This is a genomic window from Algiphilus sp. (genome assembly GCF_965216485.1).
Classification (GTDB): domain Bacteria; phylum Pseudomonadota; class Gammaproteobacteria; order Nevskiales; family Nevskiaceae; genus Algiphilus.
Genome location: NZ_OZ244162.1, coordinates 3,105,791 through 3,117,628, shown reverse-complemented (window position 1 = coordinate 3,117,628; position 11,838 = coordinate 3,105,791). Strand labels below are relative to the sequence as shown.

Below are 11,838 nucleotides of genomic sequence, written 5' to 3'. Positions count from 1 at the left end.
CTCCTAGCGGTCGGCCGGCGCGTCGAGATGCGCGGCGAGCAGGGTGTTGAGGCGGTCAGGTTGCTCCAGTGGAATCCAGTGACCGCCACTGAGGGCTTCAAACTGCCAATCGGCATCGACGAAGGCGCGCGAGCCGCGCATCTGTGCTTCGGTGAGAAAGGTATCGCCATCCGACCAGACGCCGACCGTCGGTGCGGTCACGCGCGGCTGGCTACCGAGCAGGATGTCGCTGATATTGGCGCGATAGACCCGCAGCGCGGCGGTCAGCCTGCCCGGACGCGCCATGCGTTCGCGCACCTCTTCCGGTTGCGGATGCCCCGGCATGGCGCGCTCGAAGGCAAGACGGCTCTTCCCGAGCAGACGGCGCTCGGCGAAGCCCGCCATCAGGAAGAAGACGATGTACCAGCCGGCCAACTTCTGGCGCAGACCCGCCTTCGCGTAGGCCGTGGGGTGCCCCACGGAGATCGCCACCAGCCGCGTCACCCGCGACGGATAGTGCCCCGCAAGCAGCCAGGCGAAGACCGCTCCCCAGTCGTGTCCTACGACCTGTACCTGGTCAATGCCGAGCTGATCGAGCAGCGCGATGAAATCGGCCAGGACGCGGGTGTAGTGGTAGTCGGCGCGTTGCGGGGCGATGTCGGAGTCGCCACAGCCGCGCGTATCCGGCGCCAGCACGCGATAGCCTCGGTCATGCAGAAAGCCGATCTGGGTACCCCACATGGCGCTGGAGTCCGGGAAGCCGTGCAGCAGCAGCACAACGGGCCGCTCGCGGTCATTGGGGGCGGAATCGCGATAGGCGAGCTGCAGGCCGTCGTGCGAGAAATGCGCCATGGCCGTCATGCGGTTGCGCGCTTCTTGCTGCCGCGTCCCATCAGCATCGGCGTAATACGCTGATAGAGCGTGGGCATGAGCCGCTGCATCGTATCGAGCAGCACGGCATCCGGGCCCACCAGAACCCGGCGGCGGTTGTGGCGCACCGCTTTCAGGATGATGCGTGCCGCCTTGTCCGGTGTGGTGATGAAGTGCTTCTCGAAGTCGCTGCTGGCGCTCGACTCGTCTATGCCGAGTGCGCGGATGCTGGCGTCCTGCCGGGCATTGCGGGCAATGGCCGTCTTGATGCCGCCGGGGTGGACGCAGGTGGCGGATACCGCGCCGCCGAGCATGTCCAGTTCCTGGCGCAGCGATTCGGTGAAGCCGCGCACTGCGAACTTGGCCGCGTTGTAGGCCGACTGGGTGGGCACGGCCAGCAGCCCGAAAAGGCTCGAGATATTCACCACGTGGCCTTCGCCCGCCGCCTTCAGGTGGGGCAGGAAGGCCTGGGTGCCGTGGACGACCCCCCAGAAATTGATGTTCATCAGCCACTCGCAGTCCTCGACGGACATGCCGTCCACCGTGGCGCCGAGGGCTACGCCGGCGTTGTTGAAGATCACATGGACCTGACCGTGATCCGCCACCACGGAGTCGGCCCAGGCAAAGACGGCCGCTCGGTCGGCTACGTCCAGCCGCTGCGAGGTGACGCGCAGTTGCGGATTTTGTGCCCGCGCCTGGGCGACGGTATCGGCCAGTCCGGTCTCGTTGACATCACTGAGGGCCAGATGACAGCCCTCGGAGGCGAGCTGCAGGGCCAGGGCTCGGCCGATGCCGGAGCCGGCACCGGTGATGGCCGCCACGCGGCCGCGGAATTGCTTCATGCCGTCAATCTCGGGTCTTTGGAAGACGTAGCTTGGCACCCGCTTTGCCCCCAAACTTGACGCAGCGGGCCAAGCATTTGACGCTATGGGCCATGGACGCAATGATCCGATCCGGTGGCCTGCGCAATTACCGCCACCTTGTGCGCGAGCTGGGTGGTGACCCGGAGCCGCTGCTGCACCGCTTCGGCGTGGCGCCGACGACTTTGGAGAACGAGGACGCGCTGATTTCCCTGCACGCCTCCGGCCAACTGCTGGAAGCCGCGGCCCAGGCGTTGCAATGCCCGGATTTCGGTCTTCGCCTGGCGGGGACACAGGACATCAGCATTCTCGGGCCGCTTGCGGTGGCCATGCAGCATTCGGCCACCGTCGCCGACGCATTGCAGTGCGCGCGTCGCTACCTCTTCGTACATAGTCCGGCGATTGCGCTGGAGCCGCTGCTCGACAGTCCGCGAGAGCCCGGCCTGGCGGAAATCCGTGTCGCCTACACCATCGAAGGCCTGCCCACCGCGCGTCAGGGCATGGACCTCACGCTCGGTGTGCTACATCGCATCCTGCAGTTTCTCGGACGCCAGCACTATCGCCTGCACGCGGTGGCGCTGCCGCATGAGCCGCTGGCGCCGGTGGCGCGCTACGCGCGCTTCTTCGGGGCCGAAGTGCGGCCGGCAGAACCGATTGCGGCCCTGTTCCTGCGGCCGATCGATCTGTCGACCCCGCTGGCGGAGGTCAACGATAGGCTCCGGCAACTGGCAGCCAACCATCTGGAATTGCACTACGCCCCTCCAGGCGAGCGTCTGGCAACGCGCGTGCGGCTGGCGGTGACGCACAGCCTCGGCACCGGGCCGGCGGATCGGGAGCACATCGCAGACATGCTCGCCATGCACCCGCGCACGCTGCGTCGCCGGCTGGCGGCTGAGTCGACCAGTTTCGAAGCCATTCGCGATAGCGTGGCGCGCGAGGCGGCGCTGCGCTATCTCACCACCACCGCCATGCCGCTATCGCAGGTGGCGGGGCTGGTCGGACTGTCGGAGCAGTCGGCGCTGACCCGCGCCTGTCGGCGCTGGTTCGGACAAACGCCGACCGCGATTCGGCAGGGCGGGCCTTAGGCCGCGGCGCGCGCCGCGGCCGGTGAGGCCTCGAGGTAGGCCAGGGCCGCCTCGGTGGAGGCCTCATACTGCGGATCGTAATCCGGACGGAAGAAGGAGAGCTGCTGGCGCATCAGCCAGAACAGGGACGGCAGCCGGCCGCGACGCGCCTGTCGCTCCCACTCGCGCCAGATCCAGGGCCGGAAGGCGCTCGGCTTGTAGCGCTTGAAGCGCGCGTCCTGGCGCATGATGTGCGCCGCACCGTGCGCCCACAGCCCGAAGATCACGGGCATGGCAATACTGGCGAGGTAGTAGCGCGATAGATAGCCACCGCCAAGATGGCAGTAGAGGTCAAAGGCGACGCTGCGGTGCTCGATTTCTTCCGCGCCGTGCCAGCGCAGCAGATCGAGCAGGGTGGTATCGGCGCCGGCTTCGTCCCAGACGCGATTCTCCAGCGCGTATTTGCCGAGTACACAGGTCATGTGCTCGATGGCTGCAACCAGGCCCAGACGGAAGACGAGCCAGCGATACTGCAGGGACCGCGGCAGTCGACGGCCGAAAGGACGGTCGGCCAGCAGGGTTTCGAAAATCCAATCTTCCTGGCGGGTATTGGTTCTGGTCTCGATGCCGTGGGCGTTCAGATACTCAGCCACGGCACCGCCGTGCGCGCGCGCATGCATGGCCTCCTGACGGATGAAGTTCTCCACATCCTCCCTGAGCTTGTCGTCCTGCACGTGGGGCAGGGCCTGGTTGTACAGACGACAGAACCAGAATTCGCCTGCCGGAAGCAGGAGATTGATTTCGTTGATGAAATGACTGACGAACGGCTGACCGGGAATCCATTCCAGGGGCGTATTCGACCAATCGAAAGCGACCTTGCGCGGCTGCAGTGCGCCCTGTGTCCTGCTGGCGGTTCGCCGATTGCGCTTCAGCGTGATGGGCATAGCGACCTCCTATCCGATATCCAGACGTGCGAGGCGTCGGGTGATGCCTGGGGCTAGGCGCGACAGCCAGCGGATACCGTGCACTTCGACGCCGACCATGGCCTCGGGTCGGCGGTGCACGATGGCATCGACGATGGCATGGGCGACGGCCTCCGGCTTGAGATTGCGCCTTTCGTACTGCTTCTGGATGCGGCTGCGCGATGCCGCTTCGCGTTCCGCATCCTGACCGGCGAAGCGGGTGCGTGTGACGATGCCGGTATTCACCACACCGGGATAGATGGCGGCCACATGGATCCCGCGTGCGTCGAGCTCGGCGCGCAGGCAGTCGCTGAGCATGTGCACGGCCGCCTTGGTGGTGGCATAGGCCGGCGTCTGCCGCGACGGAAAGAAGGCGAGACCGGACGACACATTGACGATGTGCCCGGCTTTGCCATGGGCCACCATCTGCTTGGCGAACAACCGCGCGCCGTGGATGACGCCGCCCAGATTGATGCGAAGGATGCGCTCCCACTCATCCGCACTGGTGTCCAGCACACCACCGGCCATGCCGATGCCGGCGTTGTTGACCACGATATCGGGGGCCTCGAAGTGCGCGCCGACCCAATCGGCCAGTGCTTCCATGGCATCAACGTCGCCCACGTCCACCGTCCGCGACCAGGCCTCGACCTCGAGCATGCGGCAGAGCTCGGCGGTGCGCTCGGCGCCGTCGGTATCGATATCCACCGCGATGATGTCCACGCCGCGCTGCGCCAGCGCCAGGGCGGTCTGCCGTCCGATGCCGGAGCCGGCGCCCGTGACCAGTGCCAGCCGCCCGGTGAGCGGATCCCCCTGCCGCACGGGATGACGCTGCGCGCGCGTCAGTGCCGGCGACGCCGGCGCACCTTCGATGTGGCGCACAAAGGCGGCAATGCGGTGGGCAAGCAGGGAAGGGTGCGATAGCGGAAGCCAGTGTCCGGCGTCCACGTCGAAACGCCACAGCTGCTCGGTCCACTGCGGAAGGTCGTCCCAGATCTCCGGCACCATGAAGTGATCGCGGGTGGGGCAGACCAGCTGGACCGGGATCGCCGTCGTGCGTTCGCGCGGTCGCCCCAGGCGGTCGCGCACATTGGCCCGATAGAGCTTGACGCCATAGGCGCCGTCGGCGGCCTGGGTAGGGTTGGGCGAAGCTTCGCGGATGCCCTCGATGCGCGCCAGCACACTCGGCCAGACGCGCTCGCCGGAGCTTTTCCAGAAGCCGGGGGCAAGACCGGGCAGATGGAACAGCCCGATGTACCAGGAATGCGCCAATTGGCGTGCCACCGCGGACAAGCTGTCGGGCGTCGCGGCGCGCAGGCGGCGCTGTACCCAATGTCCGGCGTGATCCAGGCTCGGCCCGGAGATGGAGGTGAAGGAAGCGATACGCTGCGCAAGAGGTTCGCTGGTCACCGCTTCCCAGGACTGGATCGAACCCCAGTCGTGCCCGACCAGGTGGATGGCACGCTGCGGACTGACGGCATCGATCACGGCCGTCAGATCCGCGACGAGATGCGCAAGGGCGTAGGCCGCTGTGGCCTCCGGCCGGGTCGACTGGCCTGCGCCGCGCACGTCATAGGCAACAACGTGAAAGTCACTTGCCAGTGCCTCGGCGGTGGCTTGCCAGATGCTGGCGGCATCCGGATAGCCGTGCACCAGCACGATGGTCGGTCGGTCGTCCGGCGCGCCCCATTCATAGAGCGCGAGCTGCACATCGTCTGCCTCAATCCAGCGGGATGCTTCCATGCTCAAGCGGTCTCCTTGTCGACGCCACGCTGCCGCCCCCTGGCGTTGCCTGTCCGATGGATGCGGCCGATAGCAGCTTGGGCCGTCACGGTGGCAGTGTGCATGCGGCTGCAGCGGTAAGCGTTACTGTGCCATTGATCAATGGCACGATTCTATTCCGCTGTAATCGCCTTTGTCACGATGCGATACTCGATGCCGATGGCATCCTGGATGCCAAGCAACCCACCGAGCACGGTCATCGGCTCGATGCCGAAGTCGGTCTGCCGAATCACCAGACTTCCTGTGGCCTGTAGGCGGCCTGTCCCGCGCTCCACCTGCATCAGGCTGTCATAGATGTGACTGCGCCCGTGCAGCTGGACTTCCACCCGCGCAACCAGCACCGGCCAGTCGCCGGATATCTCCACGGCGCGCAGCACGAGCTCGGGGTATTGCTCGGCATCGAGCACGCTCGGGCCGAGCATGTTCTCGCGGGTGCCCTCGATCTGTTCCTCGGTCAGCGGCTTGGCAAAGCTGCCACCGGTTTGCGCGCGCAGCGCGGGCGGGTCGAGCGCAAGGCGGTCGAGATGCAGGCCCAGGGCGAAGTGTGCATCGGTGGGCAGCTCCGAATGCAGGGCGACAAAGCCTTGCAGGCCAGGGGCGGTGATGACGTGATTCTTGCCCATGGTGGGCGCGCGCCCGCCGCGGAAGACATAGATGCGAAGATCCGAGGCCGCTGCGTCGACGCGGTAGATGTCGCCTCCCTTCTCCAATTCGCTTTGCAGCGCATTCTGCACGGCCGCAATGGGCGGAGCGCTGGTGTCCTGCGCGTCGGTAGCGGGCGCGGCGGGGCGGAACAAGCTGCAGGCCGAAAGCAGCAGCGGAAGCATCAGAAGGGTTATGCGCAACATGGTGGGGCTCCGTGGCGGCGAAACTGCAGCCTAGCGCGACCCTGCCGCCCGCGCGGCTCAGTTCATGCGGCGTCGGTGGTAGCGTCCCTCGCTGAAGCGGTCGAAGAACTGACCCAGCGCAGGATGCTCGATCTGCTGGCTGCCGTCTCCAGGCTCAAGATGGCGTTCAGCGACATAGGTGCTGTGCATCGCCCCGTCCACCAGAACGTGGTACCAAGGCGCATCCTTGGGTGGGCGGCTGCGCGCCACCTGCTCGTACCACGCTTCCGAGCCGCTGTATTGGGCGTCGACATCCACGATGACGCCTCGGTAGTCGAACTTGCGGTGGTGCACGATCTCTCCGATCGCGAAGCGTGGCTGCGCCATGACGGGTTCGGCTGCGAATCGAACCGAAAGGCTGGCCTAGCCGTGCGCTGGCGTCAATCCGGCCGTGGAGAGGGTGCGCTTCAGGTCCCCGGTGGATCGAGGGGAGACCTCATTCCGTGCCGCTGGTGTTGCTGCCTTCGGCGTCTGTCGCGTCATCCTTGGCGCTTTGCCGGTCTGCCTTCTTCTGGCGCTTTTCTTCCTGTTTCTGTGCCTTCTTGCGCTCGCGTTGTCGCTTCTCGAAGTTGTAGTTCGGCTTGGCCATGCGGTCTCCGTTGAACAGCCTCCAGTGTAGAGGCATTCCCCCTGTGGCGTGATTCAGGGGTAGAAGCCGTGGCGCTGGGCGCTCTTGGTGCCAACGGGATAGGCTCTGTGTACTTCAGCAGGGGTTCACCCATTCTTGAGGAGGCAGTCATGAAGCAGAAGCCGGCATGTGCGGTGGTCGTCGGTGTGGGGGCCGCACGAGGCATCGGTGCCGCCTGCTGCCGCCGCTTTGCGGCGGAGGGCATGGCCGTGGTCGTGGTCGGCCGCAGCCCGAACAAGATCGATGCCGTGGCCGCGGACTTGCGCGCCGGTGGCGCGACGGCCATGGCGGTGGCCTGCGATGTGACCCGGCCGGGCGACGTGGAGCGGCTGTTCGTGGCGATCGACGACGCCGGGTGGCGTCCATCGTTGCTGGTCTATAACGTTGGCAACAATGTCATCAAGCCCTTCCTCAAGTTGACGCCGGAGGAGATCGAGACCACCTGGCGTCAATGCGCCCTGGGCGGCTTCATGGTGGCGCAGGCCGCCATCCCGCGCATGCTGGAATCGGATGCGTCATCCACCATCGTCTTTACCGGCGCTACGGCTTCGCTGCGCGCCCGTCCGCCATTCACCGCCTTCGCCGCCGCCAAGGCCGCCGAGCGGGCCCTGGCGCAGTCGCTTGCTCGCGAGTACGGACCCGAAGGCATCCATGTGGCACACGTAATCATCGATGGCATCGTGGATGGCGAGCAGGTGGACAAGGCACTCAAGGGCGCCGGGCGGGCGTTGCGTCTGTCCAAGGGCAAGGACGGTACGCTGCAGCCCGACAGCGTTGCCGCCACTTACTGGCAACTACACCAGCAACCCCGGGATGCATGGGTCCATGAACTGGACCTGCGTCCCGCAGCGGAATCCTTCTAGAGGGCGTCCGTACCGCGCGTCGGCTGAAGGCAACCGGGCATGACGAGGAAGGCGCACGGCGGCGGCGAGAAGCGTTCTGATAGCGCCACAAACCGAAATGAGCGCACGCCGCATGGAAGCTCTGCACGCCACCCCTTCCCCGTCGCTACACCCGAGTGGCGCTTCTCTGCTCGATTGTGCCGTGGCCCTGACCCGGGACACCGAGCGCGCGGCGTTGCACGCCGGTCTGTTGCGGACCCTCGGGGAGATGCTGCCGCTACGCGAGGTCCGTCTGGCACCAAATGGTGAGCTGGTCAGCGGTACGGCTGCCGTCGACGGCGGCAGCTGGCACGTGTTGCCACTGCGTGGCATCGATGCACCGCGCGGCAAGGAGGTCGCAGTCCATCTCGGCAGCGACGACCCCGATGATGCCTCGGTGCTCGATGGCTTCCTGCGCCTGTACAACAATTTCTTGGCGGTGATCGAGGAATCCGAACGCGATCGGTTGACTCAACTGCGCAACCGTCGCGCCTTTGACCTGCGGCTCGATTGCCTCAGCGCGCAATTCATTCGCTCACGTCGGCATGCCGCTGCTGAGGAGGCCTATTGGCTTGCCCTCATCGACATTGACCACTTCAAGGCGATCAATGACACCTACGGGCACCTCTATGGCGACGAAGTATTGGTTGTCATGGCGCAGTTGCTGCGACGGTACTTCGGGGCACAGCAGGACGTCTACCGCTATGGCGGCGAGGAGTTTGCCGCCATTCTGTGTGCCGCATCGCGCGACGAGGTGCGCGCCACGCTGGAAGCCTTCCGTGCCGCGGTGGAAGCCACCGATTTCCCGGGCGTGAAGCGCGTGACCGTGAGTATTGGCTTTGCCCAAGTGGAACCCGGCAAGGCCCCGCCTGTGATCATCGAGCGCGCCGATTGCGCCCTGTATGAGGCCAAGGGCCAGGGGCGCAATTGCGTGGTGGACAGCGTGCGTGTGCTGGGTGCCGACGGCGAGACAGGGCATCACCCCGTCAAATGGGGCGATATCGAGTTCTTCTAGACGTCTGCCACATCCTGCCGCGCCATTGCGCTTCCTTCGGGCTCCGCGTCGAGGGCGTGGCGCGTCTCTTCGGTGACGTGTGTTTCGATGGCCTGTCGCTCCGGCGCGGGCAGGCGGTGTCCGACGGCCGCGGTTAGGTCGAGATAGCCTTGACGCACCATCTCGTCGAGGATCTCCGCTGCGAGCGCCGGTGTGTAGGCGGTCAACACCTCAGTGGCCTTGTCTACGTTGAGGTGGCCCGTGATATGCGCCACGCCGGTCGTGTCGTGGAGCTGCACCACCACCTCGCGCAGCGTGAGGCGCGGAAGCAGCGCGGCGAAGGCCGCAGTGGCGGCGAAGGCGTGCAAGGCGATCAGTTCGCGCGCGCTGGCCACGAGAGCGTCAATCGGAAGTTTGTCGGCAATCCACTCGCGTCGTGGGGCATCCAGTGCCAATGCCACCCGCGCCACGAAATACGCAGGCAGGGCCAGGGACAGCCGCTCGATCGTCGCCGTGGGCAGATAGGTCAGCATGCCGGCCACGCCTCGCACGCCAAGGACCCAACGCGCGACCGGAACGGCGACCACGGTAGGTGTGAACTCGGTAATGCGCGCCAGCAGCCGGAAGAACCAGATGTGGCGCGGATCGCTCGGTGGCGCGCTGCTGCAGTCGGCCACGCGCGCAGATGGTAGGTGCATGGGAGGCCCTCCTCTTCCCGATGCCTGTGCGATGAGATACGCAAGCGTAGCAAGCGTCGGGAGCTCGCGCAGCAACGGCAAGAGGGGCATACAAAAAGGGCCCCGCGCCGCCCGGCGCGAGGCCCTCGATACTGTCGTGCAGTCTGGGATCAGCCGCCGAACAGATTGCTGAAGAAGCCGCCCTTGGCCTCGGCCTTGGCGGCGACCTTGAACTCGGCACCCGTCAGCAGACCGTCGTTGTTCTCGTCCGCAGCGTCGAAGTTGGCTGCGATATCCGCATTGCCTTCGGCTTCCGCTTCGCTGATCAGGCCGTCGCGATTGGCGTCAAGCGCCTTGAACTGACCGGCGAGCTCATTGCTGAGGTTGGCCGTTGCCTTGGCGGTGGCGTCAGCTCCGGCCTTGACTCCCGCCATCGTCTTGTCGGCGGCAGAGGCGGCAGCATTCGCACTCGCGTCGGCGCCTGCCTTGGCCTTGGCGGCGGCGTTCTGTGCGGCTTCGCTGCTCGCTTCGGCGCCGGCCGTCATGCCCGCCTGCGCCTTGGCGGCGGCGCTGCCCGCCATGTCCTTGCCACTTTCCATAGTGGAACGCATCTTGTCGCCCGCGCTCTGCTTGGCCGCATCGGCACGCGCCTTGAGGCCGGAGCTGAACTCACCCTGGGTCAGGTCGCCACTGTTATCGTCATCCATGGCGTTGAAGTCGGAGGCGAGTTCCGCGCTCGCTTCGGCTTCGGACTTGGTGATGACACCATCGCCGTCCTTGTCGAGCATCTTGAACTGCTTGCCCAGGGAGGCGTCGGCGTTGACACCGATCTTGAGGTCGGCGCCGCCGGAGATGCCAAGCAGGCCATCGGCCATGGCCGGGCCGGCAGCCAGGGCGAGTGCGACGGCAGAGGCGGTGGAAAGCTGTTTGATCATGTGTATCCCCGTATGGTTGTGGGTCGCGCGCATCAGTGGGCGCTGTGAAGAGTACGGCGTGCCTGTGGGCTACCGCGACGTCATTAGAAGCTGTCGTGCTTGAATTCCCCCTGAATGGATGCCATTGATGACTGTCATCTTCGATTCAGCCAGGTCCGGGCCCGACCATGACTGTATCGACGCCAAAGAGAGCCTCATGGATATCCTGCCCAGCGTGATCCTTCTCGCCCTTGCGGCCTTCAGCTGGCTGCTGATGGCGGGTGAGCGCGCCAGCGACCGCTATCGCCCCGGCCACCGGCGGGGACAGCGGGTGCTCCGCTTTACGCATGCGCCGGCGCGCGCGCTGTCGCCAAGCTTGACGGCGGCTGCCTGCGGCTTTGCCAGCATCGCATCCATTCGAAGTCACGGTCTCTCCACCTGGCCTCTGCTTCTGCTCGGTGCGCTGCTCACGCTGGCCTTTGCGCTGATGGCACTGCGCAGCTACAAGGCGTGGGTGGACTACCATCCCGGTCGCGGGCTGCGGATCGCCAGCTGGCGAGGCTATGAGCAGATCGCCTTCGACGACGTGGCGAGCATGACCCACGATCGCGCCACCACCTGGGTGCCAGGCGCGGAGCTTGCCTGCCTGGTGATCCACATGCGCGACGGGCGGCGCGTCACCATCAACGAACGGCTGCGCGGCTTCGAGGAACTGGTTGCGCGAATTGCGCAGGACTGCCCGGAGGGCATGGTGGAAACCAACACGGGTTCCACCCCCTGACGTGCTCGAACTAGCCCTGCTGTTGCGTATCTTCGGGCGGTGGCACCGGCTTCAGCAACGAACGGTGCACATAGCCCGTACGGTCATAGTGGCGAAGCCGAATCCATTCCCCCGAGGCAGGTTCCACCGCCGGCAGCACGCGATCGCTATCGAGGATGGTGATCGACCGAAACCGTTGCCCCGCGCCTTCGCGCATATGCGCGCGATCAGTTGTGGCGTAGAAGCGCGAGGCTTGCTCGTTGTCGGGGAGCGTGGTCTTCGGTGCCACTTCTCTGGTCGCAAGGGGCGGGTCTTCGCTCGTCCCCTTTGCAGTGGTCGCGAGACGCCCTTCCTGCCCCATCTGCCTGGCAGATTGCACGTCGGAGGACGACGCTGATGACGGGAGGTCTGCAGGTGCAGACGCTGATACTGCGGGGCTGACGGCATCCGCTGGCGCTGCGAGGGGCGTGTTGGGCCGTAGTTGCAGCGACACGCTGCCTACGAGCAGCGCAAGCCCGCACCAGAAGGCGGCAAAACCAAGGTATGCCGTGGGCTGGTGACGCCATTGGATGAGGCCCCACAG

General features: G+C 66.0%; 14 protein-coding genes. 4 read left to right on the top strand and 10 right to left on the bottom strand.

The window, feature by feature from the left end; genetic code table 11:
• Positions 1 to 3: 3 nt before the first annotated feature.
• Both ACOOFO_RS14410 and ACOOFO_RS14405 read right to left on the bottom strand, forming a co-directional pair.
• Positions 4 to 840: an alpha/beta fold hydrolase gene (locus ACOOFO_RS14410; protein WP_420427443.1), complete on the bottom strand. Its 837-nt coding sequence runs from the start codon at positions 838 to 840 to the stop codon at positions 4 to 6.
• A complete protein-coding gene (locus ACOOFO_RS14405) occupies positions 837 to 1,691 on the bottom strand; it encodes an SDR family NAD(P)-dependent oxidoreductase (RefSeq protein ID WP_420427442.1) in 855 nt (284 codons plus the stop codon). Before ACOOFO_RS14405 ends, ACOOFO_RS14410 begins: the two co-directional genes overlap by 4 nt.
• Before the next feature lie 92 nt (positions 1,692 to 1,783).
• On the opposite strand from ACOOFO_RS14405, the gene ACOOFO_RS14400 reads away from it, so the two are divergent.
• Positions 1,784 to 2,794, top strand: a complete 1,011-nt coding sequence (locus tag ACOOFO_RS14400) for an AraC family transcriptional regulator (protein ID WP_420427441.1) — start codon at positions 1,784 to 1,786, stop codon at positions 2,792 to 2,794.
• On the opposite strand, the gene ACOOFO_RS14395 is transcribed toward ACOOFO_RS14400, so the two are convergent.
• The 5 genes from ACOOFO_RS14395 to ACOOFO_RS14375 form a co-directional block, all read right to left on the bottom strand.
• Positions 2,791 to 3,717: a metal-dependent hydrolase gene (locus ACOOFO_RS14395; RefSeq protein ID WP_420427440.1), complete on the bottom strand. Its 927-nt coding sequence runs from the start codon at positions 3,715 to 3,717 to the stop codon at positions 2,791 to 2,793. The genes ACOOFO_RS14400 and ACOOFO_RS14395 overlap by 4 nt on opposite strands.
• A gap of 9 nt (positions 3,718 to 3,726) precedes the next feature.
• Positions 3,727 to 5,475: an SDR family oxidoreductase gene (locus ACOOFO_RS14390; protein ID WP_420427439.1), complete on the bottom strand. Its 1,749-nt coding sequence runs from the start codon at positions 5,473 to 5,475 to the stop codon at positions 3,727 to 3,729.
• Between the two features lie 152 nt (positions 5,476 to 5,627).
• A complete protein-coding gene (locus ACOOFO_RS14385) occupies positions 5,628 to 6,362 on the bottom strand; it encodes a YceI family protein (RefSeq protein ID WP_420427438.1) in 735 nt (244 codons plus the stop codon).
• A 57-nt stretch (positions 6,363 to 6,419) separates the two neighbouring features.
• On the bottom strand, positions 6,420 to 6,728 hold the full coding sequence (hspQ, locus tag ACOOFO_RS14380) for a heat shock protein HspQ (RefSeq protein WP_420427437.1): 309 nt from the start codon (positions 6,726 to 6,728) through the stop codon (positions 6,420 to 6,422).
• Positions 6,729 to 6,837: 109 nt separating this feature from the next.
• Positions 6,838 to 6,990 carry a hypothetical protein gene (locus ACOOFO_RS14375; protein WP_420427436.1) on the bottom strand — a complete coding sequence of 51 codons (153 nt, stop codon included), beginning with the start codon at positions 6,988 to 6,990 and terminating at the stop codon, positions 6,838 to 6,840.
• Between the two features lie 149 nt (positions 6,991 to 7,139).
• Between ACOOFO_RS14375 and ACOOFO_RS14370 the strand changes: the two genes are divergently transcribed.
• Together ACOOFO_RS14370 and ACOOFO_RS14365 are read left to right on the top strand one after the other, a co-directional pair.
• Positions 7,140 to 7,892: an SDR family NAD(P)-dependent oxidoreductase gene (locus ACOOFO_RS14370; RefSeq protein ID WP_420427435.1), complete on the top strand. Its 753-nt coding sequence runs from the start codon at positions 7,140 to 7,142 to the stop codon at positions 7,890 to 7,892.
• Positions 7,893 to 8,004: 112 nt separating this feature from the next.
• Positions 8,005 to 8,925 carry a GGDEF domain-containing protein gene (locus tag ACOOFO_RS14365; RefSeq protein ID WP_420427434.1) on the top strand — a complete coding sequence of 307 codons (921 nt, stop codon included), beginning with the start codon at positions 8,005 to 8,007 and terminating at the stop codon, positions 8,923 to 8,925.
• Here ACOOFO_RS14365 and ACOOFO_RS14360 read toward each other — a convergent pair.
• On the bottom strand, positions 8,922 to 9,602 hold the full coding sequence (locus ACOOFO_RS14360; RefSeq protein WP_420427433.1) for a hypothetical protein: 681 nt from the start codon (positions 9,600 to 9,602) through the stop codon (positions 8,922 to 8,924). The two genes, ACOOFO_RS14365 and ACOOFO_RS14360, sit on opposite strands and share 4 nt — an antisense overlap.
• Positions 9,603 to 9,751: 149 nt before the next feature.
• Positions 9,752 to 10,516 (bottom strand): hypothetical protein, encoded by a 765-nt coding sequence (locus ACOOFO_RS14355; RefSeq protein WP_420427432.1) that lies wholly within the window; start codon positions 10,514 to 10,516, stop codon positions 9,752 to 9,754.
• 196 nt (positions 10,517 to 10,712) lie between these two features.
• On the opposite strand from ACOOFO_RS14355, the gene ACOOFO_RS14350 reads away from it, so the two are divergent.
• Positions 10,713 to 11,276 carry a hypothetical protein gene (locus ACOOFO_RS14350; protein ID WP_420427431.1) on the top strand — a complete coding sequence of 188 codons (564 nt, stop codon included), beginning with the start codon at positions 10,713 to 10,715 and terminating at the stop codon, positions 11,274 to 11,276.
• A 10-nt stretch (positions 11,277 to 11,286) separates the two neighbouring features.
• Here ACOOFO_RS14350 and ACOOFO_RS14345 read toward each other — a convergent pair whose 3' ends face one another.
• A complete protein-coding gene (locus tag ACOOFO_RS14345; RefSeq protein ID WP_420427430.1) occupies positions 11,287 to 11,544 on the bottom strand; it encodes a hypothetical protein in 258 nt (85 codons plus the stop codon).
• Positions 11,545 to 11,838: the final 294 nt, after the last annotated feature.